Source organism: Streptomyces sp. NPDC001406 (assembly GCF_042895285.1).
In the GTDB taxonomy this organism is placed as follows: Bacteria; Actinomycetota; Actinomycetes; order Streptomycetales; family Streptomycetaceae; genus Streptomyces.
Genome location: NZ_JBIAWG010000007.1, coordinates 216,750 through 240,451 on the forward strand (window position 1 = coordinate 216,750; position 23,702 = coordinate 240,451).

At 72.3% G+C, this 23,702-nt stretch carries 22 protein-coding genes and 1 pseudogene; 14 read left to right on the forward strand and 9 right to left on the reverse strand.

What is annotated here, in order from left to right:
* Nucleotides 1-169: 169 nt before the first annotated feature.
* From ACFY1J_RS18780 to ACFY1J_RS18805, 6 genes are all read left to right on the forward strand, one after another.
* Nucleotides 170-796 carry a TetR/AcrR family transcriptional regulator gene (locus ACFY1J_RS18780; RefSeq protein ID WP_390710961.1) on the forward strand — a complete coding sequence of 209 codons (627 nt, stop codon included), beginning with the start codon at nt 170-172 and terminating at the stop codon, nt 794-796.
* Between the two features lie 312 nt (nt 797-1,108).
* On the forward strand, nt 1,109-2,746 hold the full coding sequence (locus tag ACFY1J_RS18785; RefSeq protein WP_390710960.1) for a sensor histidine kinase: 1,638 nt from the start codon (nt 1,109-1,111) through the stop codon (nt 2,744-2,746).
* Nucleotides 2,743-3,150, forward strand: a complete 408-nt coding sequence (locus tag ACFY1J_RS18790; RefSeq protein ID WP_390710959.1) for a roadblock/LC7 domain-containing protein — start codon at nt 2,743-2,745, stop codon at nt 3,148-3,150. The genes ACFY1J_RS18785 and ACFY1J_RS18790 overlap by 4 nt, the downstream gene beginning before the upstream one ends.
* Nucleotides 3,147-3,569, forward strand: coding sequence for a DUF742 domain-containing protein (locus tag ACFY1J_RS18795; RefSeq protein ID WP_390710958.1), 423 nt, complete (start codon nt 3,147-3,149; stop codon nt 3,567-3,569). Before ACFY1J_RS18790 ends, ACFY1J_RS18795 begins: the two co-directional genes overlap by 4 nt.
* On the forward strand, nt 3,550-4,170 hold the full coding sequence (locus tag ACFY1J_RS18800) for an ATP/GTP-binding protein (RefSeq protein WP_390710957.1): 621 nt from the start codon (nt 3,550-3,552) through the stop codon (nt 4,168-4,170). The genes ACFY1J_RS18795 and ACFY1J_RS18800 overlap by 20 nt, the downstream gene beginning before the upstream one ends.
* Nucleotides 4,171-4,220: 50 nt before the next feature.
* Nucleotides 4,221-5,705 carry a cytochrome P450 gene (locus tag ACFY1J_RS18805; protein ID WP_390710956.1) on the forward strand — a complete coding sequence of 495 codons (1,485 nt, stop codon included), beginning with the start codon at nt 4,221-4,223 and terminating at the stop codon, nt 5,703-5,705.
* A gap of 239 nt (nt 5,706-5,944) precedes the next feature.
* Here ACFY1J_RS18805 and ACFY1J_RS18810 read toward each other — a convergent pair whose 3' ends face one another.
* The 5 genes from ACFY1J_RS18810 to ACFY1J_RS18830 form a co-directional block, all read right to left on the reverse strand.
* Nucleotides 5,945-6,898: an RluA family pseudouridine synthase gene (locus ACFY1J_RS18810; protein ID WP_390731544.1), complete on the reverse strand. Its 954-nt coding sequence runs from the start codon at nt 6,896-6,898 to the stop codon at nt 5,945-5,947.
* Between the two features lie 18 nt (nt 6,899-6,916).
* The gene (locus ACFY1J_RS18815; protein ID WP_390710954.1) at nt 6,917-8,428 is read right to left on the reverse strand and encodes an amino acid permease; all 1,512 of its coding nucleotides are present in this window, start codon (nt 8,426-8,428) and stop codon (nt 6,917-6,919) included.
* A 249-nt stretch (nt 8,429-8,677) separates the two neighbouring features.
* Nucleotides 8,678-9,526, reverse strand: a complete 849-nt coding sequence (locus ACFY1J_RS18820) for a siderophore-interacting protein (protein WP_390710953.1) — start codon at nt 9,524-9,526, stop codon at nt 8,678-8,680.
* 114 nt (nt 9,527-9,640) lie between these two features.
* Nucleotides 9,641-10,570 (reverse strand): 5'-3' exonuclease H3TH domain-containing protein, encoded by a 930-nt coding sequence (locus tag ACFY1J_RS18825; protein ID WP_390711033.1) that lies wholly within the window; start codon nt 10,568-10,570, stop codon nt 9,641-9,643.
* 21 nt (nt 10,571-10,591) lie between these two features.
* Nucleotides 10,592-10,960: a hypothetical protein gene (locus tag ACFY1J_RS18830; RefSeq protein ID WP_390710952.1), complete on the reverse strand. Its 369-nt coding sequence runs from the start codon at nt 10,958-10,960 to the stop codon at nt 10,592-10,594.
* A gap of 374 nt (nt 10,961-11,334) precedes the next feature.
* Here ACFY1J_RS18830 and ACFY1J_RS18835 point away from each other — a divergent pair, with 374 nt between their 5' ends.
* Together ACFY1J_RS18835 and ACFY1J_RS18840 are read left to right on the forward strand one after the other, a co-directional pair.
* A complete protein-coding gene (locus ACFY1J_RS18835) occupies nt 11,335-11,904 on the forward strand; it encodes an XRE family transcriptional regulator (protein WP_363296713.1) in 570 nt (189 codons plus the stop codon).
* Entirely contained in the window at nt 11,904-12,623 is a 720-nt protein-coding gene (locus ACFY1J_RS18840) for a helical backbone metal receptor (protein ID WP_390710951.1), read from the forward strand. The genes ACFY1J_RS18835 and ACFY1J_RS18840 overlap by 1 nt, the downstream gene beginning before the upstream one ends.
* Here ACFY1J_RS18840 and ACFY1J_RS18845 read toward each other — a convergent pair.
* Nucleotides 12,535-13,662: a TDT family transporter gene (locus ACFY1J_RS18845; RefSeq protein ID WP_390710950.1), complete on the reverse strand. Its 1,128-nt coding sequence runs from the start codon at nt 13,660-13,662 to the stop codon at nt 12,535-12,537. The two genes, ACFY1J_RS18840 and ACFY1J_RS18845, sit on opposite strands and share 89 nt — an antisense overlap.
* A gap of 70 nt (nt 13,663-13,732) precedes the next feature.
* Between ACFY1J_RS18845 and ACFY1J_RS18850 the strand changes: the two genes are divergently transcribed.
* Together ACFY1J_RS18850 and ACFY1J_RS18855 are read left to right on the forward strand one after the other, a co-directional pair.
* Nucleotides 13,733-14,653 carry a LysR family transcriptional regulator gene (locus tag ACFY1J_RS18850; protein WP_390710949.1) on the forward strand — a complete coding sequence of 307 codons (921 nt, stop codon included), beginning with the start codon at nt 13,733-13,735 and terminating at the stop codon, nt 14,651-14,653.
* A 60-nt stretch (nt 14,654-14,713) separates the two neighbouring features.
* Nucleotides 14,714-14,803 (forward strand): annotated as a pseudogene (locus ACFY1J_RS18855) (LysR family transcriptional regulator); the annotation flags it as partial.
* 33 nt (nt 14,804-14,836) lie between these two features.
* Here the strand turns inward: ACFY1J_RS18855 and ACFY1J_RS18860 are convergent.
* Nucleotides 14,837-15,523 carry a gamma-glutamyl-gamma-aminobutyrate hydrolase family protein gene (locus tag ACFY1J_RS18860; RefSeq protein ID WP_390710948.1) on the reverse strand — a complete coding sequence of 229 codons (687 nt, stop codon included), beginning with the start codon at nt 15,521-15,523 and terminating at the stop codon, nt 14,837-14,839.
* 95 nt (nt 15,524-15,618) lie between these two features.
* The gene (locus ACFY1J_RS18865) at nt 15,619-16,356 is read right to left on the reverse strand and encodes an FCD domain-containing protein (protein ID WP_363296718.1); all 738 of its coding nucleotides are present in this window, start codon (nt 16,354-16,356) and stop codon (nt 15,619-15,621) included.
* A 93-nt stretch (nt 16,357-16,449) separates the two neighbouring features.
* On the opposite strand from ACFY1J_RS18865, the gene ACFY1J_RS18870 reads away from it, so the two are divergent.
* From ACFY1J_RS18870 to ACFY1J_RS18885, 4 genes are read left to right on the forward strand one after another with little or no spacing between them, the layout of a single operon-like run.
* Complete coding sequence (locus ACFY1J_RS18870) at nt 16,450-17,808, forward strand: glutamine synthetase family protein (protein ID WP_390710947.1); 1,359 nt, start codon at nt 16,450-16,452, stop codon at nt 17,806-17,808.
* An 11-nt stretch (nt 17,809-17,819) separates the two neighbouring features.
* Nucleotides 17,820-19,184: an aldehyde dehydrogenase family protein gene (locus ACFY1J_RS18875; RefSeq protein WP_390710946.1), complete on the forward strand. Its 1,365-nt coding sequence runs from the start codon at nt 17,820-17,822 to the stop codon at nt 19,182-19,184.
* Nucleotides 19,185-19,191: 7 nt separating this feature from the next.
* A complete protein-coding gene (locus tag ACFY1J_RS18880) occupies nt 19,192-19,974 on the forward strand; it encodes a 3-oxoacyl-ACP reductase (RefSeq protein ID WP_390710945.1) in 783 nt (260 codons plus the stop codon).
* 27 nt (nt 19,975-20,001) lie between these two features.
* A complete protein-coding gene (locus ACFY1J_RS18885) occupies nt 20,002-21,219 on the forward strand; it encodes a haloacid dehalogenase-like hydrolase (RefSeq protein ID WP_390731545.1) in 1,218 nt (405 codons plus the stop codon).
* A gap of 75 nt (nt 21,220-21,294) precedes the next feature.
* Here the strand turns inward: ACFY1J_RS18885 and ACFY1J_RS18890 are convergent, their stop codons facing one another.
* Complete coding sequence (locus tag ACFY1J_RS18890; protein WP_390731546.1) at nt 21,295-22,497, reverse strand: amino acid deaminase/aldolase; 1,203 nt, start codon at nt 22,495-22,497, stop codon at nt 21,295-21,297.
* Between the last annotated feature and the right edge of the window lie 1,205 nt (nt 22,498-23,702).

Below are 23,702 nucleotides of genomic sequence, written 5' to 3' on the forward strand. Positions count from 1 at the left end.
TCCGGCTCCGTTGTCATTTCTGTCGTGCGACAGAAATTAGGAGCGGGCCGGGTCACGGGCGTTGCCGACGCGTTGCCGCGCGGTTACCGAGGCCTCACCAAAGGGCCTGGTGCGCGGCGCCGCCCCCGTCGGAGATCCACCGGCGCCGCCGTGTGCGAGGATCGAACGCATGGGAACGAGCGGTGGTCGTCGGGTCGGGCGGCCGCGGGTTGCGCAGCGGCCGGACCGGGGGATGGAGCCGCGTGCCGAACTGCTCGTCGCCGCTGCCGAGTTGTTCACCAGCCAGGGGTATGCCGCCACGACGACCCGGGCCGTCGCGGAGCGCGCGGGTATGCGGCAGGCGTCGATGTACCACTACGTCTCCGGCAAGGAGGAACTGCTCGCCGAGCTGCTGGAGTCCACCGTCACCCCCTCGCTGACCCGCGCCCGTCAGCTGCTCGCGGATGACGGCAGCCCCGCCGAGGACCGGCTGTGGGAGCTGTGCCGGACGGACGTGCAGCTGCTGTGCGGCGGGCCGCACAACCTCGGCGGGCTGTACCTCCTTCCAGAGGTGCGCACCGAGCGCTTCGCCGGTTTCCACGCCGTGCGCGCCGAACTGAAGGACGCCTACCGGCAGTTGCTCGCCGCGACCCGCGCCGGGGGAGCGCTGGCCAAGAGTGAGCTGGACCTGCGCACGGATCTGGTCTTCGGGTTGATCGAGGGCGTCATCCTCGTGCACCGATCGGATCCGGAGCGGCCCGTCTCCGAGTTCGCCCGTGCCACCGCCGACGCGGCCCTGCGCATCGTCGGCGTCTGATCCCCCTCTTCGCGAGCCGCTCACTCGTCACGATGAGTTGTCGTCGTACGCCCGCATGCCGTCACGCGCCGTGTGCGAGTGCAATCCGAGCGTATAAAAGAGCCGAGCGTACTCCTGTCGCACAGGCGATTTCAGGTGCTTGCTGAATATGACACGGCGATGATCCGGTCGGACTAGGCTCGCCCGCGGCGCACCGAGTTGAGGTGAATTCGTGCGCTTGTTCCCAAGGGTGACGAAGGTCCCGAGTACCCCCAGGACTCTTCCCCCTGCGAGCTCCCCCGACACCCAGCCGATTCGTCTCAGAGGGCATACATGGTGAGTGTGCAATCGCCTCCCGGTGGCCGTGAACTTCCCCTTGCGCGTGTGCTGTTGCTGCCGGCCATAGTGATGGCCGCGGCGACCGGGGCCGCCGTCGCCCTCGTGGCGGGGCCGGCCCGGGCCGCCGTCGGCTGGTGCGGAGCCGTCGCCACGGTGCTGGTGACCGCGACGGCGGCAGAAGCGGTACGACGCGGACGGAACCTGAAGCGCCTGCGGGCCGAGCACGCCCGTCACACCGCGTATCTGGAGCGGCGCATCGCCGCCCACGACGAGGAGTGGGTCCGGTTCAGCAAGGACATCGTGCCGACCGCGCTCTACCGGGTGCGCGCCGGAGAATCCCCCCGAGAGGCGATTCTCGCGGTCCTCGACGCCGACCCCGAACTGCGGCAGGTCCCCGACTCGCGGCGCCGCCTGCTGCGCACCGTGCTCAAGGGCGTGGACGACGAGATCTCCATGCGCGACGCCGCGCAGCGCTCCTTCGTCAACATCGCCCAGCGCGTCCAGGCCATCGTCCACCAACAGGCCAATGAACTCCGGGAGATGGAGGAGGACCACGGCCGCAACCCCGAGGTCTTCGACGACCTGCTGCGCCTGGACCACGGCACCGCGCTGATCGGCCGCCTCGCCGACTCCATCTCCGTCCTCGGCGGCGGCCGCCCCGGCCGTCAGTGGCCCAACCCCGTGGCCCTGTACAGCGTGCTGCGCGGCGCCATGTCCCGGATCCTGGAGTACCGGCGCATCGACCTGGCCTCCATCGCCAAGGTCAACATCAAGGGCACCTGCGTCGAGCCGGTCATCCACGCCGCCGCCGAGCTGCTCGACAACGCCACCCGCTACTCGCCGCCGCAGACCAAGGTGCACGTCACCGCCACCGAGGTGCAGACCGGTGTGGCCATCGAGATCGAGGACGGCGGCGTCAGCCTCAGCGAGGAGTCCCGCGCCCGGGTCGAGAACATGCTGGAGCGTGCCATGGCCGGGGTCGACCTCGACGACCTCGGCGAGAGCCCCCGCCTCGGCCTCGCCGTCGTGGGCCGGCTCTGCTCGGCGTACAACATGCAGGTCTCGCTGCGCTCCTCGGCGTACGGCGGTGTCCGCGCCGTCCTCATCGTGCCCAGCAACATGATGACCACCGAACCCGCCCCCGGACTCGCGCACGGCATCGGCGCCACCGCCGTGCCCAAGGCCGAACTGGGCGCCCTGGAAGGCCCCAAGCGCCCGCCCAAGAAGCGCCGCCCCACCAGTCCGCGCATCCCCGCCGGGATCTCCATGGAGGACGACGTCCCCGTCGTCACCGAGTGGACGGAGGGCGGCCTGCCACAGCGCCGGAGCAAGGTGAAGATCCCGCTGGCCCAGCGATTCGCCGAACAGGCCGCCATCGAAAAGGCCGAACGCGAGGGAAAGCCGACCATCTGGTCGCAGCCCAAGCCCGAACCCGAGCCCGAGGTCGACCCCGAGCGCGAAAAGCTGCGCAACCGCGAGCCCGGCATGTGGGTCGAGGCGTTCTGGGAGGGCCTCAAGGAGGGCAACCCGGGCGTGCACCCGACCGACTTCACGCGCAATCCCACCGCATACATGCACCTGATCGAGAAGCCGGCCCCCAGCGAGGCCGACGACGAGGGGGACCTCAAGTGATCCAGCAGCGAGCGAACTTCGATTGGATGCTCAAGGATCTCGCCGACGGCGTGCCGGGCATCGAGATGATCGTGGTGCTGTCGTCCGACGGGCTGCGCATCGCCCGCCACGGCGGTGACCCCGACGCCGCCGACCGCCTCGCCGCGGCCTGCGCGGGCGTGCAGAGCCTCGCGGGTGCCGTCGCCCAGGAACTCCCCGGCAGCAGCGGCGACATGAAGCTGGTCGTCATCGAGATCGACGCCGGCTACTTCTACCTCATGTCGGCCGGCGCCAACGCCTATCTCGCCGTCCTCGCCGACGTGGTCTGCGAGCCCGGCCGGATGAGCGGCCGGATGCGCGACCTCGTCGTCCGTATCGGCGCCCATCTCACCAGTCCGCCCCGGCGGAACGGGCAGACCGTATGACTCCTCCGCAACGCAAGCGGCGACACCCCAGGCAGGAACCGCCCCCGCCGCCACCCCTGGTGCTTCCCGCCACCGGGGACCAGGAGGGGGAGAAGAAGAACCCCGAGCGGCTGTATGTCATCGCCGGCGGCACCGACGGCGGGCGGGCCGAACTCGACCTCGTGACGCTGATCGTGGCGCGCGCCGATCCACCGCCGTCCGTCGCACCGGAGCAGGCCGCGCTGCTTCGGCTCTGTACGTCCCCCCTGTCCGTGGCCGAACTCTCGGCCTATCTCAACCTGCCGTTCAGCGCGATGACGGTGCTGATCACCGAGCTGATCACGGCCGAACTGGTGCAGGCGCGCGCCCCGATCGTCCGTCAGGCGCTCCCCGACCGTTCCATCCTCGAAGCGGTGATGCATGGACTTCAAAAGCTCTGACACCGTCCCCGGTCCACGCACGGAGGACCATCTGCCGCACACGGCCCAGGCCGCGGTGAAGATCGTCATCGTGGGCGGCTTCGGGGTCGGCAAGACCACCATGGTCGGCTCGGTCAGCGAGATCAGGCCGCTGACCACCGAGGAGACCATGACCCAGGCCGGTGTCGGCGTCGACGACAACTACGGCTCCGACACGAAGACGGCCACCACCGTCGCCATGGACTTCGGCCGCATCAGCATCACCGAGAGACTGGTGCTCTATCTCTTCGGTACCCCCGGCCAGGAGCGCTTCTGGTTTCTGTGGAACGGGCTGTTCGAAGGGGCTCTCGGCGCGGTCGTCCTGGCCGACACCCGCCGCCTCGAGGTCAGCTTCGACGTCATAGGGCGTCTGGAGGAGCGCGGCGTGCCCTTCATCGTGGCCGTCAACTCCTTCCCGGACGCGCCCCGTTACCCCGTCGAGGAACTGCGCACGGCACTCGACCTCGCTCCCGACATCCCCATCGTGGAGTGCGACGCGCGCCGCCGGGCCTCCAGCCGCGACGTCCTGATGACCCTGATGCACTTCCTGCACTCGCTCGCCATGGCCGGCGTGCTCAGCTGACCCCCCACCTCCCCTCACCCCGGATCCACCTCAGCTTCGGAGCGACCACTGTGACGCCTGAATCCCACTCCCCGACCGGCACGGACGACCCCATGTCCGGCCCGCCGCCCGGCTGCCCGGCACACGGCCTCGGACCCGGGGGACTGCATCGGCTGTACGGCCCGGAGGCGGACGACCTGGGCGATCTGTACGAGAAACTGCGCGACCAGTACGGGCCCGTGGCGCCGGCGCTGCTCCACGACGACGTGCCGATCTGGGTGGTCCTCGGGCACACCGAGAACCTGCACCTGGTCCGTACCCCCTCGCAGTACACCCGGGACAGCCGCATCTGGAACCCGCTCCTGCAAGGCATGGTCAAGCCCGACCATCCGCTCATGCCGCACATCGCCTGGCAGCCCATCTGCTCCCACGCCGAGGGCGACGAGCACCAGCGGCTGCGTGCGGCGGTCACCGGCGCCATGTCGACCATCGACCACCGTTCCATCCGCCGCCACATCGGCCGCTACACCCAGCGCCTGGTCAACGAGTTCTGCGAGAAGGGCCGGGCCGACCTGGTCTCCCAGTTCGCCGAGCACCTGCCGATGGCGGTGATGTGCGAGATCCTCGGCATGCCGGAGGAGTACAACGACCGGATCGTGCAGGCCGCCCGCGACATGCTCAAGGGCACCGAGACCGCGATCGCCAGCAACGAGTACATCATGGGCTGCCTGATGCGGCTCACCGCACGCCGCCGCGCCCGGCCCGAGGAGGACTTCACCAGCCACCTCATCAACCACCCGACGCGGCTGTCCGACGACGAGATCGGCCAGCACCTCAGAGTCGTGCTCATCGCCGCCTACGAGGCCACCACCAACCTCCTCGCCAACGCGCTGCGCATGGTCCTGACCGAGCCCGGCTTCCGCGCCCAGCTCAACGGCGGCCAGATGACGGTGCCGGAGGCGGTCGAGCAGTCCCTGTGGGACGAGCCGCCGTTCAGCGCCGTCCTCGGCTACTTCGCCAAGCAGGACACCGAGCTGGGCGGTCGGCACATCAGCAGGGGCGACGGTCTGCTGTTCGCCCCGGCTCCGGGCAACATCGACCCCCGGGTACGGCCCGACCTGTCGGCCAATATGCAGGGCAACCGCTCCCATCTCGCCTTCGGCGGCGGCCCGCACGAGTGCCCCGGCCAGGACATCGGCCGCGCCATCGCCGACGTCGGCGTCGACGCGCTGCTGACGCGACTCTCCGACATCCAACTGGACTGCGAGGAGGACGAGTTGCGCTGGCGCGCGTCCATCTCCTCACGGCATCTGGTGGAGCTGCCCGTGCGGTTCGAACCGAAGCCCCAGCAGGACGTCATGCTCAAGCCCAGCCCCGCCCCCGTCCCGCCCCAGCGCCCCAACTGGCAGGTCAGCACCGCCCGCCCACAGCCGGCACCCGCCACCGAGCCCTGGCCGACACCCCCGAGCCCGACTCCGACTCCGACCCCTCCCGCGCCACCGGCTCGTCCGCGCGGTGTCTGGCAGCGAGTCAAGCGGTGGTGGCGCGGTCACTGACCGGCCCACCGCCCATAGGAGGACCAGGCCTCCAGCACCCGCCCGCTGGTGAACCGGTGCTCCGCGCCCGTGACCTGGTCGGTGAACTCCGGCTCTCACACCAGCAGTCGGGGCGGACGCCGAAGGTCACGGGCCGCACGGGGCCGGTTGCCTCCGCCCGGATCGACGGTGTCCGGCCCGGCCCCGCCCCGCCCGCGGCAGCGTGGTGTCTGGCAGCGTGTCAAGCGGTGGTGGCGGGGTCACTGATCGGCCCACCGCCCATAGGAGGACCAGGCCTCCAGCACGCGCCCGCTGGTGAACCGGTGCTCCGCGCCCGTGACCGGATCGGTGAACTCCAGCTTTCGCGCCAGCAGTTGGAGCGGACGCCGGAAGTCACCGGCCGGCACGGGGGCGGTCACCTCCGGATACAGGGGATCGCCGAGGATGGGCACGCCCAGGGTGTTCATGTGCACCCGCAGTTGATGGGTCTGCCCGGTGTCGGGGGTCAGCCTGTAGTGGCCCAGGCCGTCGCCCGCCCGGTGCTCGATCAGCTCGACCCGTGTCACCGCGTTGGGGTCGCCCTCGACCTCCCGCGCGGCCATGACCCCGCGCTCCTTCACGATCCGGCTGCGCACGGTGCGGGGCAGGGCGAGCGCCGGGTCGTACGGGGCGACGGCCTCGTACTCCTTGCGCACCAGCCGGTCGCGGAACAGCGTCTGGTACGCGCCGCGCTCCGTCGGCCGCACCGTGAACAGCACCAGCCCGGCCGTGAGCCGGTCCAGCCGGTGCGCCGCGGAGAGCTGCGGAAGGTCCAGCTCCCGCCGCAGCCGGGCCAGCGCGGTCTCGGTGACATGGCTGCCGCGCGGTGTGGTGGCGAGGAAGTGCGGCTTGTCGGCCACGACGACATGCGCGTCGCGGTACACCACCGTCAGCGGGAACGGCACCGGCACCTCGGCGGCGAGCTCCCGGTGGAACCACACGAACATCCCCGGCACATACGGAGCGTCGGCCGCCACCGCCAGCCCGTCGGCCCCGACGATCCGCCCCGCGTCCAGCATCGCCTCGACCACCCCGGGCCCGGCCCCCGACAACCGCTCCACCAGATGCTCGCCCACCGTGGCCCAGGACCCGGCCATGGGCAGCCGCACCCGCACCGGGTCCACCCCCTCGCGCTGGGGCAGGGGGGAGGGCGGGGTGCGGGTCTTGCGTCTCATCGGTGCCAAGCGTAGGCGTTACGCGGGTACCGGCTCGGCCGCCTCCGGCTCGATCACGACCGTGCGCGCTCGGCGGACGCGGTAGGCGGCCCCCAGCACGACCGTCGCGCCGAGGAACAGCACCGTGAACCAGCGGAAGTACCAGTGTCCGCCCGTCGGGTCGTACACCGCTGCCCGCGGCCACGCGAGGTTGACGGTCATGGCCAGGCCGTAGAGGACGGCGAGTGCGTTGACCGGGACGCCCCAGCGGCCGAGGGAGAACAAGGGGGCGCCCGTCTCGTCGGTGCCGGCGACGGTGAACCGACCGCGCAGCCGGCGGACCAGCAGGGGGCCGGTGACCATCGCGTAGGCGAGGTACAGCATCACGATGCAGGTGGTGCCGATGGCCAGGAAGGCGTCCGGCGAGGCGAAGTCGAGCAGCAGCAGCGCCGCCGCCAGGACGCCGACGACCACGGCCGGGGCGCTGGGCATGCCGGTGCGCGGGTCGACCCTGGCCAGGCGGCGGGCGAAGGGGAGTTGGCCGTCACGGGCCATGGAGAACAGCATCCGGCAGGCCGCCGTCTGGATCGCCAGCGTCGCCACGGCGATCGCCACCACCACGTCGGCGAGCAGCACCCGGCCCACTCCGTCCCCGAGGCTGCTCGTCAGGACGTAACTGAGCCCGTTGACCGCCAGCTGCCCGTCGCCGAGGCTGGGCGCGGCGAGCAGCCCGCCGAGCACCACGAGTCCGCCGAGCAGACCCGCCGCGCCCAGCGCGGTGAGGATGGTGCGGGGCGCGGTGCGGCGCGGATGGCGGGTCTCCTCGCTCATCTCACCGGCGCTGTCGAAGCCGATCATCACGTACGCCGCGGTGAACGAGCCCACCAGCAGGGCGCCGAACAGGCCGCTCTCGGCCGCGGTCCCGGTGTGGAAGGTGATGCCGGGAGAGCGCTTCGAGTGGGTGAGCAGGAGTACGACGATGAGGACCGCGCCGGTGATCTCGGCGGTGACGCCGACCCGGTTGATCAAGGACATCACGCGGTTGTCCACGAGGTTCACCAGCGTCGTCAGGGCCAGCAGGATCACTCCGAGGACGGCGGCGTTGGCCGCCCCGTCGGGCGATGTGGGCGCCGGGTCCTCGCCCACCAGCTGGAAGCCGGACCAGAGCGCGGGAAGCACCATCTGCAGCGCCAGCGCGGCCGCGGCCACCACCACGATCTGCCCGATCACCATGATCCAGCCGGCGAACCAGCCGAAGGAGGCGTTCGACAGACGCGAGGACCACTGGTAGATCGCGCCCGAGATCGGATAGCGCGCTGCCAGCTCCGCGAAGCAGGCCGCGACCGTCAACTGGCCGATCAGCACGGCAGGCCAGGCCCAGAAGAAGACCGGTCCGCCGAAGGAGTACCCGAAGGCGAAGAACTGGAAGACGGTCGTCAGTACGGAGATGAAGGAGAACCCGGCGGCGAACGAGGCGTACCGGCCCAGGCTGCGGTGCAGTTCCTGGCGGTAGCCGAACTCCTCCAGGGAGCGGTCGTCGGTGGTCGTCACGGCGGCACCTGCCTTCGGCACGGTATTCCTGTCGGGCGACAGAAATTAGGGACCGCCTGTTTCGCGGGCGTCACACCGGCGTGTCCGGTGCGGACCCAAGTGCTCACGTCCTTGCGTGCCTGCCTCCTGACGCCACTGTCGGCCGGGCCGCGCCGACGTCGTGCTGTCGGCGCTCGGTGTGGGCGAACGTCGCGGTGGGCGAAAACGCGGAAGCGGCGGCACCCGTAAGGTGCCGCCGCTCCCGTCGTCTCACGCGGCGGCTGCCGAGCCGCCCTCCTGCTCCGCCTCGATGCGCGCGTTCCACTCCCGCTTGGAGGCCTGCCAGCCGTCCTCGTTGTGGCCCAGGCGCCAGTAGCCGGAGATCGACAAGTCCTCGCGCGGGATCTCGCGCTCGACCCGCAGCAGCCGGCGCAGCTCCTTCACGAAGCTCGCCTCGCCGTGCACGAACGCATGCACCCGGCCCTGGGGGAACTCCAGCGCCCGCACGGCCTCGACCAGGGCGTCGCCGATCGGCCGGTGCCCGCGGTGCAGCCAGACGATCTCCACGTCGGAGTCGATCTTCTGCTCCTCCTCGGGACCGGAAACCTCCACGAAGGCAACGGCCTTGGCGCCCTTGGGCAGCGTCTCCAGGGAGCGGGCGATCGCGGGCAGCGCGCTCTCGTCGCCGACGAGCAGATGCCAGTCGGCGTCCGTGTCGGGTGCGTAGGCGCCGCCGGGGCCCATGAACCGTACGACGTCGCCCGGTTGTGCCCGCAGCGCCCACGGGCCGGCCAGGCCCTCGTCGCCGTGGACCACGAAGTCAAGGGTGAACTCATGGGTCTCGGGGTCCCAGTCGCGCACGGTGTACGTCCGGGTCACCGGCCACTGCTCGCGCGGGAACTCCTCCTGGATGCGCTGCAGGTCGAAGGGCTCCGGGTAGGTCACGCCCGCGGGGCCGAACAGGAGCTTCACATAGTGGTCGGTGCAGGTGTCCGCCACGAAGTCCGCGAGGCCGTCGCCGCCGAGCACCACACGCTGCATGTGCGGGGTCAGCCGCTGCGTGCGAACGACCTGGGCGGAATGGGCCTTGCGCGGCCTGCGTCCCGGGCGCTCTGCCATGTCGGCCTCCCTGCTCCATTGGTTAGGTTTACCTAAGTTAGCATCCCCGTCCGGGTGACACCTCCATCATGCGGACCGGGTGACCGTGTTTTGCCGGAAAAATACTCGGGCCGCTCAGGCCCCCAGCGTCGTCAGCAGCCGGTGCAGGGAACCGCCCAGGCCCCAGCGCACCGCCAGCTCGTCCAGCCCCGCAGGGTCGCGCGGAGTGCGCGGCAGCGCCGTGTCGACCTGCGGCAGCGGCACGTCCGCGGCCACTCGGACGACCTTCGGTGCGACGGCGACGTACGGCCGGGCCTCGTCGAGGCGCTTGCGCTGCGACGGCGTGAGCTTCGCCTTGGGGTCGTCGACCGCGGCCATGATCCCGTCCAGGTTGCCGAACTCGGCCAGCAGCTTGGCGGCCGTCTTCTCGCCGATGCCGGGCACACCGGGCAGTCCGTCGCTCGGGTCGCCGCGCAGCAAGGCCAGGTCCGCGTACCCGCTGCCGTCCACCCCGTACTTCTCGCGCAGCAGCGCCTCGTCGGTCATCTGCAGGGTGCCCACGCCCTTGAGGGGGTACAGCACCCGCACCCCGCGCGCGTCGTCCACCAGTTGGTACAGGTCGCGGTCACCGGTGACGATGTCCACCGGGCCTTCGGCGCGCGCGGTGAACGTACCGATCACGTCGTCGGCCTCGTACTCCGCCACTCCGACCCGCGCGATGCCCAGCGCGTCGAGCACGTCCTCGATGACCGGCACCTGTGGGGAGAGCGTGTCCGGCACCTCCTCCTCGTCCGGTCCCACCTCGTGCTCCTCGGCCACCCGGTGCGCCTTGTAGGAGGGGATGAGGTCGACCCGCCACCGCGGCCGCCAGTCGGCGTCCATGCAGGCCACCAGGCGGTCGGGACGGTGGTCCTTGACCAGCCGGTCGATGAAGTCCAGCAGCCCGCGCACGGCGTTCACCGGCGTGCCGTCAGGCGCCTTCACCGAGTCGGGGACGCCGAAGTAGGCGCGGAAGTACAGCGAGGCGGTGTCGAGGAGCATCAGTCGTCCGGTCACGCCTCGCATCATGCCGTACGGCACTGACGGTCATCCGCCGTGACGAACCGGCAGGGACCGCAGCCACCGCCACCGCGGGCGTTCCGTGACGAGGGCGACGGCGGCGAGGAGAGACACCAGGGCGGCCGCCCAGGCCGGCCACAGGTACCACGCCGAGGTCACGGCCGCGCCGAACTGGAGCAGCACGAGCAGGATGGTGACCTTGCCCGGAACGGGGACGATCACGTTCGACTTGTCGCCCGGCGTCGCGAAGACGGTCGGCAGACCGATCAGCAGCACCAGCGAGAGCACCGCCAACGCCCAGGAGTGCGCGGCCAGGGCCCAGGGCGTGGCCACCCAGGCCACCAGCTCCGTCGCGAAGCGCAGCGCGGATGCGAGACGGTCGTCCGGACGTTGCACAGTTGTCCCCCCGACAGCGATGCCGACCACCGGTAGTGATCCTAGGTGCCTTCACCGCCCACGAAAAGGATCCGGCCAACCACATAGCGCTACGTCCTCGCCCAAGCTTCGCGTCGCCGCGACCCGGGAGCGGCCGACCGCACACCGTATCGAGGGGGTGACGCACGATCATGGCCCCAGGACGGGGCGGGCGCACGGGCTCGTCCGCTGGCGCGAACCGTAAGGGTCACACCCACGCGATGTGACATGGATGTGACGGCCGCATGAAACGGTTTGCCGAACATGCGTAGGGTGCAGAGAACTCATCAGACGCGTTGTGCCCGACGCCGGGCACCCGCACAGCTCAGCGACGAGCGAAGGAGGGAGCCGGAGCGATGGGCGACCACAAAGAACAACAGCCCGTGCGGGTGGGCGCGGCCGTCCGGCGACGACGCCGTGCGCTGGAGCTCACCCTCGCCGTCGTATCCGAGCGCAGCGGACTGTCGGTGCCCTTCCTGAGCCAGATCGAGAACGACCGGGCACGCCCCAGCACAGGCTCCCTGGAGAAGGTCGCCGACGCCCTGCGCACGACGGCCGTCGAACTCCTCGCCGCCGCCGACCCCGCGTGCAGTGTCGACGTCGTGCGCTCCGACAGCCCCGAACAGGACTTCACGCCCCGGGTGCGCTCCCTGGTCCGCGGCCACCATCAGCTGCACGCCTCGGAGTTCACCGGCGACCATGACGCCGGACGCGAATTCCAGCACCGCAACGACGAGTTGATGTACGTCGCCGACGGCGCCGTGGAGATCGAGGCGGAGGGCCGCGCCTACCGGCTCGGCCGCGGCGACACCCTCTACCTCACGGGCGGGGTCCGGCACCGCTGGCGGGCCACGGTGCCCGACACCCGCGTGATCGTCGTGGCGGTGGCCGAGCACATCGAGGCGGTCCAGGACCGGTCCCGCTAGTGCGGGTCGTCTCCCTGGTCCCCTCGCTCACCGAGGCGGTGGCCGTGACCGCGCCCGGTGTCCTGGTCGGCGCGACGGACTGGTGCACCCATCCGGCGGGCCTGGACGTCACCCGCGTGGGCGGCACCAAGAACCCCCGGCTCGACCGGGTCGTGGACCTGGCCCCCGACCTGGTGGTCGCCAACGAGGAGGAGAACCGCGCCCCCGACCTCGACGCCCTGCGCGCGGCCGGCCTTCAGGTGCTGGTCACCGAGGTCCGGGACGTACCGCAGGCCTTCCGGGAGCTGACCCGGGTGCTGGCCGCGTGCGGCGCGCCGGAACGCCCCGGCTGGCTGGTGGAGGCGGAGCGCGCCTGGTCGTCGCTTGCGGTACCCGCGGCCCGTGCCACGGCGGTCGTACCGATCTGGCGGCGCCCGTGGATGGTCCTGGGCCGGGACACCTTCGCGGGCGACGTACTCGGCCGCCTGGGCGTCGACCACCTCTACGCGGGGCACGCGGACCGCTACCCCCGCATTCCGCTCGACGAGCTGCGGGCGGCGGCTCCCGACCTGGTCGTCCTCCCGGACGAGCCGTACCGCTTCACACCCGAGGACGGCCCGGAGGCCTTCCCCGGCCTGCCCTGCGCGCTCGTCAGCGGACGGCACCTGACGTGGTACGGCCCGTCACTGGCCGAGGCGCCGCGGGTGCTGGCCGGGGCCCTGCGAGCAGCTCACCGCTGACCAGCCCGCGCGCCGTGCCACAGGCCGCCGCCGCCCAGGCCGCGACGAGCACGGCGTACAGCCCCACCGCCAGCCAGCCGTACACGGCCAGCCCCGTGTGCCGGGCGAGCGCCGCGGCCCCGGTGACACAGGTGCCCACCGGAAAGGTGAACGCCCACCAGGTCATCGCGAACCCCATCCCGTGCCGCCGGGCCCGCACCACATGGGCGGCGGCCAGCCCGAGCCACAGCAGCGCGAAGCCCATGACCGGCACCCCGTAGAGGACGGCGAGCAGACCGAAGCCCTGGTCGTACGGGGCGGGTACGACCCCGGGCGCGACGTCCGCGAACGTCCCGACGGCGGTGGTGGACTGCCCGAGCGGCCCGAGGACCAGGAACAGCGTCGGCGTGAGCGCGAGCGGCAGCGGGCCCGCGGTGATCAGCCGGGCGAAGACGACGGGCAGCATCAGCAGCGTGGCGAGCAGGCTGAGCCCGAACATCGCGAAGCAGGCGAGCAGCAGGGTCTCCCTGGGCTGTCCGGCCGGGAGATGGGGCACGAGGGCAGGACCGAGCGCGGCGGACACCATGGGCGCGACCAGCGGCAGCAGCCACACGGGCGTGGCCTGCCCCGGCTCGATCCGGTGCCGTACGGCCATGAGGTACGGCACGGCTACGGCCGCCGCGAGCCCGACGACCGTACCGGCGACGAACAGCACGCCGTCGAGGGCGACCGCCGCCCGGATTCCGGTCCAGTCCCGTCCGACGGCCATCGCGCCGCCGCCGACGGCCAGCAGGGCCATGGACAGACAGCCGTAGAACGGGGCCGTCGCCGGGTCGAGGAGGTGGGCCCGGGCCTGGTCGCGGTGGTGGGTCCAGTGCAGGGCGCGGGCGCCGAGGAGGACCAGGAGCAGCACGCCCGAGGCCGCCCATACGACGGTGCACGCGAGGCGCAGGGCGCCGCTGTGCAGGGGGAGCGCGGCGCCGGCGGTCCCCACGACCGCCGTTCCCATGACGGATGCGTACCAGTTGGGGCCGAGATTGCGGACGGCTGCGGTGACCATGGCCCCACCTTCGTGCGGGCGCACGGCTGCGACCAGGGAGTTCGTCTCTATGAGGGCATAAGCTGGTCTTATGAGTGAGGTGGAGGAGCGGCGCGGACCGGGAACCCTGGCGCATCGGGTGCCGGACCTCGGGGCCCTGGAACTGCTGCTGGCGGTGGCCCGGCTGGGCAGTCTCGGGGCGGCCGCGCGGGAGGTCGGCATCACCCAGCCCGCGGCCAGCAGCCGGATCCGCTCGATGGAACGCCAGCTGGGGGTGGCCCTCGTGGACCGCTCGCCGCGCGGCTCCCGGCTCACGGACGCCGGTGCGCTGGTGACGGACTGGGCGAGACGGGTCGTGGAGGCGGCGGAGGCCTTCGACGTGGGGGCGCAGGCGCTGCGCGACCGCCGCGACTCGCGTCTTCGGGTCGCGGCCAGCATGACGATCGCCGAGTACCTGCTCCCGGGCTGGCTGCTGGCGCTGCGTGCCGATCGCCCCGACACGGCGGTGTCGCTGCTGGCCGGCAACTCGGCGGCGGTGGCGGAGCGCCTGCTGGCGGACGAGGCCGACGTGGGCTTCGTGGAGGGCCTGACGGTGCCTCCAGGTCTGGACTCCGCCGTGATCGCCCATGACCGCCTGATCGTCGTCACGGCCCCCGGCCACCCCTGGGCCCGCCGCAGACGGCCCCTCCCGGCCACCGAACTGGCAACCACCCCGCTGATCCTGCGCGAGCGCGGCTCCGGCACCCGCCAGGTCCTCGACGCGGCCCTCGGAGGCCTGGCCCGCCCGCTCATCGAGCTCTCCTCCACCACGGCGGTGAAGGCCTCCGCGGTCAGCGGCGCGGGCCCGGCGGTCCTCAGCGAACTCGCGGTCCGCGAGGAACTCGCCATGCGCCGCCTGGTGAGCATCCCCGTCGACGGGATCCTGCTGGCCAGAGACCTACGCGCGGTCTGGCCGACGGGACACCGCCCGACGGGTCCGGCACGGGAACTGTTGTCGCTGACGCGGGGATGAACACTTCGGCACGGACGCCGCTGTTCAGCCGCGGCTGCCGCTCACGAAGCGGCCCGCGCCTTGGCGGCCACCCCGCTGATCCTGCGCGAGCGCGGTTCCGGTACCCGTCGGGTGCTTGATGCCGCTCTCGGGGGCCTTGCCCTGCCCCTCGCGCGGGGGTGAACACTCAGGCGCGGCTGCCGCTCACGAAGCGGCCCGTACCAGCTCCCGCATCACCCGTAGGTCCTCGCCCATCTCCGGATGCCACTGCACGCCCAGCAGCCACCGGTCGCCGAGGGCCGGTTCGATCGCCTCCACCGTGCCGTCGGCCGCGTACGCCGATGCGACGAGCCCCTCGCCCAGGCGGTCCACCGCCTGGTGGTGGAACGTGGGCACGGATGTCTCCTCGGGGACCGCCTGCGCGTACCGCGTCCCCGGCACCGGCTTGACCGGATGGCTGCTGAACACACCGGGCGCCTCCGCGTGGCCGTCGATGTGCTGGGTGAGCGTGCCGCCGAGGGCGACGTTCAGCAGCTGCATGCCCCGGCAGATGCCGAGGAGCGGTACGCCCGCGTCCAGCGCCGCGTCGATCAGGGCGAGTTCCCAGGCGTCGCGCTCCCGGGCCGGCGGCCCCGTGCGGGGGTCGCGCTCCGCGCCGTAGCGCACCGGCTCGACGTCCGGACCGCCGGCGATCACCAGGCCGTCCAGCCGTGCCACGGCCGCCGCCGCATGCTCGGGCTCGTCCGGCGGCAGCATGGCGGCCAGCCCACCGGCCCGCTGCACCAGCCGCGGATAGCCGGCCGGCAGCAGCGCGGCCTCCATCGCCCACGCGCTCCACCGCACCCCGGACTCCAGATAGGTACTGATGCCGATCAGCGGCCTGCCCGTCATACGTCCTCACGCTCCCCGCAATGGATTGAGTTCATACCTTTGCCGAGGTGCCGGTGAACGGCAAGCCCTCGCGCCGGGCGAGGAGTTACGCGTCCTCAGGCCAGGAACCCCCGCAGCAGCGCGGCCGTGCCCGCGCAGTGCTCCCGCATCATCTCCCGCGCCCCGTCCGCGTCGCCGTCCAGCACGGCCTCCACCAGCGCGATGTGCTGCCGCTGCGAATGCTCCAGATTGCGGACCAGCAGCGGGATGCAGTCGAGCAGATCGTTCACCGTCGCCCGCACCGCCGCGTACTGCGAGGTCAGCGTCGGCGAGCCGCACAGCTCCGCCAGGGTGAGGTGGAGCAGCGTGTCCAGGCGCCGGTAGTCGGCCAGCGGAGCGTCGTGCGTGCGGGCCAGCGCCTCGCGCAGCCGCCCCGCCTGCTCGTCGGTCAGTCCGTGCGCCGCGCACAGCCCGGCCGCGCCCACCTCCAGGACCTCCCGGAAGCGCAGCATGTCCTCGATGTCGACCTCGGCGATCCGCCGCCGCAACTCGTCCTCGCCGCCGGCATCGGCCCGCGGCAGCACGAATGTTCCGCCGTACCGCCCGCGCCGCGACTCCACCAGCCCCTGGTCCTGCAGCACCTTCAGCACCTCGCGCAGCGTCACCCGGCTGATCCCGAGCCGCTCGGCCAGCTCCCGCTCGGCGGGCAGCCGCTCGCCTCCCGGCACCAGACCGAGCCGCACGACCTGCAGGATCTGCTCCAGAGCCTCCTCGAAGCCGTTCCCCGCACGCACCGGCCGCAGCACCGGCGTGAGGCGGTCGCCCAGCCTCCCGGGCTCAGTGTCCTGCGACATCCGGCCGTACCCCCTTCCCAAGCAATGGTTCTCCGCAATACCTTATGGCTCCCGGCCCGGCCGAAACAGCGCAGAAGCCGAAGGAGTTCTCCCGTGGCAGACCGCACACCCCCGCTCAGCGTCGAGGAACTGCACACCCTCGTCGCCGGCGGTGAGATCGACACTGTCGTCCTGGCCTTCCCCGACATGCAAGGGCGACTCCAGGGCAAGCGGTTCGCCGCACGATTCTTCCTCGACGAGGTTCTCCACCACGGCACCGAGGGCTGCAACTACCTCCTCGCCGTCGACACCGAGATGAACACCGTCGACGGCTACGCGATGTCCTCCTGGGACCGCGGCTACGGCGACTTCGCCATGCACCCCGACCTCTCCACCCTGCGCCGCGTGCCCTGGAACGCGGGCACGGCCATGCTCATCGCCGACCTGGCCTGGGAGGACGGCTCCCCGGTGGTCGCCGCGCCCCGCCAGATCCTGCGCCGCCAGCTGGACCGCCTCGCCGAGCTCGGCTACACCGCCCAGGTCGGCACCGAGCTGGAGTTCATCGTCTTCAAGGACAGCTACGAGCAGGCCTGGGACGCGAACTACCGGGATCTGACCCCGGCCAACCAGTACAACATCGACTACTCGGTGCTCGGCACCGGCCGCATCGAGCCCCTGCTGCGCCGCATCCGCAACGAGATGGCCGGCGCCGGCCTCACCGTCGAGTCCGCCAAGGGCGAGTGCAACCCCGGCCAGCACGAGATCGCCTTCCGCTACGACGAGGCCCTGGTCACCTGCGACCAGCACGCCATCTACAAGACCGGAGCCAAGGAGATCGCCGCCCAGGAGGGCGTGTCCATCACCTTCATGGCCAAGTACAACGAGCGCGAGGGCAACTCCTGCCACATCCACCTCTCGCTCGCGGACGCCGACGGCACCAACGCCATGACCGGACCCGACGGGATGAGCGAGGTCATGCGGCACTTCCTCGCCGGCCAGCTCGCCGCCCTGCGCGACTTCTCCCTCCTCTACGCCCCCCACATCAACTCCTACAAGCGGTTCCAGCCCGGCTCCTTCGCCCCGACCGCCGTCGCCTGGGGCCACGACAACCGCACCTGCGCCCTGCGGGTCGTCGGCCACGGCCGCTCCCTGCGCTTCGAGAACCGGCTGCCGGGCGGCGACGTCAACCCGCACCTCGCCGTCGCCGGCCTGGTCGCGGCGGGGCTGTACGGCATCGAGCAGAAGCTGGAGTTGCCCGAGCCCTGCCCCGGCAACGCCTACACCGCCGACTTCGAGCACGTCCCCACCACCCTGCGCGAGGCTGCCGAGCTGTGGGAGAACAGCCCGATCGCCAAGGCCGCCTTCGGCGACGAGGTCGTCGCGCACTACCGCAACATGGCGCGCGTCGAGCTGGAGGCCTTCGACGCCGCGGTGACCGACTGGGAGCTGCGCCGCTCCTTCGAACGCATGTGAGAGGTCCTTCCGTGTCGAACGAGTCCGAGCTCCAGGTACTCAACCCGGCGACCGAGGAGGTCGTCGCCACCGTCCCCGCCGCCGACGCGGCCGAGGTGGACCGCGCCGTCGCCCGCGCGACCGCCGCCCAGCGCGGGTGGGCGGCCGCGGCTCCCGCCGACCGCGCCCGCCTGCTGCGCCGCTTCGCCGACGTCGTCGACGCCCACGTGGAGGAACTGGCGCAACTGGAGGTCCGCGAGGCCGGCCACCTCCTCGGCAACGCCCGCTGGGAGGCCGGAAACGCCCGCGACCTGCTGCTGTACGCGGCCGGCGGCGCCGAACGCCTCCTCGGCAAGCAGATCCCCGTGCCCGGCGGCTGGGACGTCACCTTCCAGGAACCCCTCGGGGTCGTGGGTGTGATCGCCCCCTGGAACTTCCCGATGCCGATCGCCGCCTGGGGCTCCTTCCCGGCGCTCGCCGCGGGCAACGCCGTCGTCCTCAAGCCGGCCGAGACCACCCCGCTCACCGCGCTGCGCCTCGCCGAACTCGCGCTGGAGGCGGGCCTGCCGGAGGGGCTGTTCCAAGTCCTCCCCGGATACGGCCACATCGCCGGCCGCGCCCTGGTCGACCACCCCGATGTGGCGAAGATCGTGTTCACCGGCTCCAGCCGCACCGGCCGCGAGGTCATGGAGCGCTGCGCCCGGCAGGTCAAGCCCGTCACCCTCGAACTCGGCGGCAAGAGCCCGAACATCGTCTTCGCCGACGCCGACCTGAAGTCCGCCCTCGACCCGTTCTCCTTCCTGGACAACTCCGGCCAGGACTGCTGCGCCCGCACCCGCATCCTCGTCCAGGAGTCCGTGTACGACGAGGTCCACGAGTTCCTCGCCGACGCCCTGTCGGCCGTGGTGGTCGGCGACCCCGCCGACGAGAAGACCCAGATGGGCCCGCTGATCTCCCGTCAGCAGCTCGACCGCGTACGGTCCTTCGTCCCGGACGACGCCCGTGCGCTGCGCGGCAGCGCACCCGACGGGCCCGGCTTCTGGTTCGCGCCGACCGTGCTCACGGGAGAGCGGCCGGACTCCGAGGCGGCCCGCGAGGAGATCTTCGGCCCGGTCGCCGTCCTGCTGCCCTTCACGGACGAGGCGGACGCCGTACGCCTCGCCAACGACACCCCGTACGGCCTCGCCGGCTCCCTGTGGACCCGCGACCTGGGCCGCGCCCTGCGCGTCTCGCGGGCCGTCCGCGCGGGCAACCTGTCCGTCAACTCCCATTCCAGCGTCCGTTACTCGACCCCGTTCGGCGGGTTCAAGCAGTCCGGCCTCGGCCGTGAACTGGGCCCGGACGCCCTGACCGCCTTCACCGAAACCAAGAACGTCTTCATCAGCACGGAGGCCTGAGCCGCTCATGACCGACGAAACCATCTGCCGCCGCCTGGTCGGCCGTACCGCCGTCATCACCGGAGCCGGCAGCGGCATCGGCCTGGCCGCCGCCCGCCGGCTCGCCTCCGAGGGCGCCCACGTCGTCTGCGGCGACGTCGACGAAGCCCGCGGCAAGGCCGCCGCCGACGAGGTCGGCGGGATCTTCGTGAAGGTCGACGTCACCGACCCCGAGCAGGTCGAGGCCCTCTTCAAGGCGGCCTTCGACACCTACGGCAGCGTCGACATCGCCTTCAACAACGCCGGCATCTCGCCGCCCGACGACGACTCCATCCTGGAGACCGGCCTGGAGGCCTGGAAGCGCGTCCAGGAGGTCAACCTCACCTCCGTCTACCTGTGCTGCAAGGCCGCCATCCCCTACATGCGCCGCCAGGGCAAGGGGTCCATCATCAACACGGCGTCCTTCGTGGCCCGGATGGGCGCGGCGACCTCCCAGATCTCGTACACCGCCTCCAAGGGCGGCGTGCTCGCCATGTCCCGGGAACTCGGCGTGCAGTTCGCCCGCGAGGGCATCCGCGTCAACGCCCTGTGCCCGGGCCCGGTCAACACCCCGCTCCTGCAGGAGCTGTTCGCCAAGGACCCGGAGCGGGCCGCCCGCCGGCTGGTGCACATCCCGGTCGGCCGGTTCGCCGAGGCCGAGGAGATCGCCGCCGCCGTCGCCTTCCTGGCCAGCGACGACTCCGCCTTCGTCAACGCCACCGACTTCCTGGTGGACGGCGGAATCTCGGGCGCGTACGTCACACCGCTCTAAGGGGCATACCGGTACGGTTCGGGTCGTATGCGACACCTTCTCGCGTGGACCCTGGTCGCGGCCGCCACCACCCTGACGGCCGCGACCCCACAACCGTCCGCACGCCCCGACTGCCCACGGCTGACCGGCACTTGGCACGGCGACGGCCGCGCCCGCCTCCAGCGGGTGATCGACACCTACGGCACCTGTTCCGGGCACCGGGGCGCGGTGGCCGCGTTCGACTGGGACAACACGGTCACCAAGAACGACGTCACCGACGCGACCCTCACCTGGGCCCTGCGCCACGGGAAGCTGCTCCGCCCGGACCGCTGGACGGACACCAGCAAGTGGCTGACCCCGGCCGCCGACCAGGCCCTCACCCGGGCCTGCGGCACCGGCCCCGTCCTTACCGGCCCGCGCTGCGCGGACGAGATCCTGGAGATCCGCGAGAACGCCACCACCATGACCGGCGCCCCGGCCTTCGCGGGCACCTGGAACCACCGGCGCACCGTCCCGCAGTACGCCTGGGTGCCCCAGCTCTTCGCCGGCCGCACCCCCGCCGAACTCACCGCCTACGCCACGGCCGCCCGCCGCGAGGCCCTGGCCGCCCCCGTCGGCGCGACCCGCACCCTCGGCACGCACACTCTCCCCGCGTACCTCCGCTACTACGACCAGCAGCGCGACCTGATCCACACCCTCCAACGGGCGGGATTCGACGTCTACATCGTCTCCGCGGGCGCCGAGCCCGTCACCGAGGTCTGGTCGGCGGGCGTCGGCATCGACGCGGCCCACACGATCGCCATCCGCCCGGTCCTGGACCGCCGGGGCCGCATCACCCCCCGGAACGAGGGCTGCGGCGGCATCCCGGCCACCCGGGGCGAGGTGATCCCCTACATCGACGGCAAGCGCTGCTGGATCAACCAGGAGGTGTACGGCGTCCGGGGCGCCGCGGCCTGGCTGCGGCAGCCCCGGCAGCGGCGGCCCGCCCTCGCGGCCGGCGACGCCGACACCGACGTCACCTTCGTCGGCGACGCCACCGGCGTCCATCTGGCCGTCAACCGCAACAAGCCCGAGCTGATGTGCCGGGCCTACGACGACGCCGACGGACGCTGGCTGGTCACCCCCATGTTCATCGACCCGCTGCCCCGCAGGTCCGAGCCGTACCCGTGCTCGACCACGGCCTATACGGCCCCCGACGGCACCCACGGGCCGCTCCGGCGGGAGGACGGGACGCCGGTCCCGGACGAGCCGGACACCGTGTACTGATCAACCGAGCACTGGTCGACTGTGCACTGGTCGACTGTGCACTGGTCGACTGTGCACTGGTCGACCGTGCACCGATCAGAGGAAGGTGTGGCCCTCGCCCCGGTACGTCGGCACGGTGGCGGTCACCGTGTCCCCCTCGATCAGGTGCAGCGCGGCGAAGCGCTCGCACAGCTCACCGGCCTTGGCGTGCCGGAACCACACCTTGTCGCCGACGAGGAGGTCGTCGGCGGGCGAGCCGAGCAGCGGGGTCTGCACCTCGCCGGGGCCCTCCTGGGAGTCGTACTGCAGCCCCTGAGGCAGATACGGCACCGGCAGCCGGTCCGGCCCGGCCACCCCGGAGGCCGGGTAGCCGCCGCCGAGCACGGTCACCACGCCCACCCCCGGCCGGCGCACGACGGGCAGGGCGAAGAGGGCGGCGGGACGCCCCTTGAAGGACGTGTAGTTGTCGAAGAGGCGCGGCACGTACAGTCCGGAACCCGCCCCGATCTCGGTGACGCAGTCCTCGGCCGCCGTGTGCTGCACACTGCCCGTGCCGCCACCGTTGACGAACTCCAGGTCCGGGGCCACGGCCCGGACCGCCCGCACCACCGCGGCGCGCCGCTCGGCCAGCTCACGGCGGGCGGTCGCCTGCATCAGCCGTATCGCGCGGGAGCGCAGCGGCCGCCCGGCGACGGCGTCACCGACACCGGCGATGTGCCCCTCGTACGCCATGATCCCCACGAGCCGGAAACCGGGCCGCCGGGCCACCGCCCGCGCCAGCTCCGCGACCTGGGCGGGGGAGTGCAGCGGCGAGCGCCGCGCCCCGACCCGCACCCGTCCGCCGAGCAGCTTCAGCGAGGTGTCCAACTCCAGGCAGACGCGCACGACTTCACGGCCGCCGGCGCGCGAGGCGTCGATCAGGTCGAGGTGGGCGACGTCGTCGACCATGACGGTGACGGCCGAGGCCAGCTTGGGGTCGCCGGTGAGTTCCGCGTATCCGGTGCGGTCGGCGGACGGATAGGCGAGCAGGACGTCGTCGAAACCGGAGCGGGCCAGCCACAGGGACTCGGCGAGCGTGAAGGACATCACGCCCCGGAAGCCGTCCTTCGCGAGGACGCGTTCGAGCAGGGCACGACAGCGTACGGACTTGCTGGCGACCCGGATCGGTTTCCCGCCGGCCCGGCGGGCGAGATCCTCCGCGTTGGCGTCGAAGGCGTCCAGGTCCACGATCGCGAGAGGGGCGTCGAGATGGGCGGTGGCCCGGTCGTAACGGGCCCGGTCGGCGGCGCGCGCAGTCATGCACGAAGCCTGCCAGACAGGATTACCGCAGGGTAGGGGGACGTTCCGGGCAGATACCCCCGGGGTCACGGACTGGTTCCCGTTCGCCCTGCGACACCCCGTAGAGTGACGCGCACGCACGACGGAACGACTCCGGCCGACGCCCTGCGCCGGGATGCCGGGCCGCCGCTGCGGGTATGCGTGCCTGGGGGCGGACTGTCCCGCACCGGGCCCGGGCGACGAGGACGGTGGCCCGCGCACGAGGAAACGGCCCGGGTACGAGGAAACGGGGGGTGCATGAGCAGGGAAGCGCAGCACGCCCCGATCCCGCCCCGCCCCACGACACCTCCGCCCGGCCGCCCCCACGACTCCGCCTCCGGCGACGCCACGACGAGCGGTGACCTCTCGGAGGACAAGCCACTGCCGGGCGGGCCGTCCGGGAGCCGTCGCGTGGGTCCGGGCGCCCCGGCCGGCAGCCGCACGCCGGGCTCGAACATCCCCTCGGCCGAGTCGGTGTCCCGGAGCGGCGGCGAGGGCGACGCGGGCCGCACCCCTGCCGGTTCCCCGGACGGGCACCCCCGCTTCCCCAGCCTCCGTCCGTTCCGCCTGACTCCGAGCACCGCATCCGCGCCCCCACCGCCTGCCTCCGCAAGATTCCCCGACGCGCCGCCCACCGCCGGTCGCGAGCCGCGCCGGACGAGCGCCGACCAGACGGGACCGGGAGCCACGACGCCGCCCAGGCGGCCCGGCACCCCGCCTGCCACTCGGCTGGAACGGCCCGCCCGCCTGCGACCGGTGCCCCCGGCCCGGACGCCCGAGCCGCCCACCGGCCGGTCCGCCGGTGCCCCGGCGGCCCCGTCGCGCCCGGTCTCTCCCGCCGCACCGCCCAGGCCGGCCACCCGGCCGGACTCCGCGTCTCCCGCCACGACGCCCGTGCCGGACGCCCGCCCGGCTTCCGCGGGCATACCACCGCAGCCTGATCGGGAACCGGACTCCAGGAGTGCCGAGTCCGTCGGGCGCACCGATTCCGCCGCCGTGCCGCCCAAGCCCACCACCAGGCCCGACGGGCACCCGGGGGGTGTGGCATCCCGCGCTGCCGATGCCTCCGGTACCTCGGCTCCGCCGCGCCCGGTGATTGGCGACCCGCGCCACCTGGCCGGCCCGCCCGCTCCGTCGTCCGCGCCCCCTTCGGCGAGTGGTGGGCCGTCCGGCAACGTCACTTCCTC

Excerpts from the sequence above, each read along its gene's own strand:
- ACFY1J_RS18835 (WP_363296713.1), top strand. The coding sequence starts at position 11,335 with ATGGGCGACCACAAAGAACAACAGCCCGTGCGGGTGGGCGCGGCCGTC.
- ACFY1J_RS18795 (WP_390710958.1), top strand. The coding sequence starts at position 3,147 with ATGACTCCTCCGCAACGCAAGCGGCGACACCCCAGGCAGGAACCGCCC.
- ACFY1J_RS18845 (WP_390710950.1), bottom strand. The coding sequence starts at position 13,662 with ATGGTCACCGCAGCCGTCCGCAATCTCGGCCCCAACTGGTACGCATCC.
- ACFY1J_RS18885 (WP_390731545.1), top strand. The coding sequence starts at position 20,002 with ATGCGACACCTTCTCGCGTGGACCCTGGTCGCGGCCGCCACCACCCTG.
- ACFY1J_RS18850 (WP_390710949.1), top strand. The coding sequence starts at position 13,733 with ATGAGTGAGGTGGAGGAGCGGCGCGGACCGGGAACCCTGGCGCATCGG.
- ACFY1J_RS18825 (WP_390711033.1), bottom strand. The coding sequence starts at position 10,570 with ATGCGAGGCGTGACCGGACGACTGATGCTCCTCGACACCGCCTCGCTG.
- ACFY1J_RS18860 (WP_390710948.1), bottom strand. The coding sequence starts at position 15,523 with ATGACGGGCAGGCCGCTGATCGGCATCAGTACCTATCTGGAGTCCGGG.
- ACFY1J_RS18810 (WP_390731544.1), bottom strand. The coding sequence starts at position 6,898 with ATGAGACGCAAGACCCGCACCCCGCCCTCCCCCCTGCCCCAGCGCGAG.
- ACFY1J_RS18785 (WP_390710960.1), top strand. The coding sequence starts at position 1,109 with ATGGTGAGTGTGCAATCGCCTCCCGGTGGCCGTGAACTTCCCCTTGCG.
- ACFY1J_RS18865 (WP_363296718.1), bottom strand. The coding sequence starts at position 16,356 with ATGTCGCAGGACACTGAGCCCGGGAGGCTGGGCGACCGCCTCACGCCG.
- ACFY1J_RS18780 (WP_390710961.1), top strand. The coding sequence starts at position 170 with ATGGGAACGAGCGGTGGTCGTCGGGTCGGGCGGCCGCGGGTTGCGCAG.
- ACFY1J_RS18800 (WP_390710957.1), top strand. The coding sequence starts at position 3,550 with ATGGACTTCAAAAGCTCTGACACCGTCCCCGGTCCACGCACGGAGGAC.
- ACFY1J_RS18890 (WP_390731546.1), bottom strand. The coding sequence starts at position 22,497 with ATGACTGCGCGCGCCGCCGACCGGGCCCGTTACGACCGGGCCACCGCC.
- ACFY1J_RS18820 (WP_390710953.1), bottom strand. The coding sequence starts at position 9,526 with ATGGCAGAGCGCCCGGGACGCAGGCCGCGCAAGGCCCATTCCGCCCAG.
- ACFY1J_RS18880 (WP_390710945.1), top strand. The coding sequence starts at position 19,192 with ATGACCGACGAAACCATCTGCCGCCGCCTGGTCGGCCGTACCGCCGTC.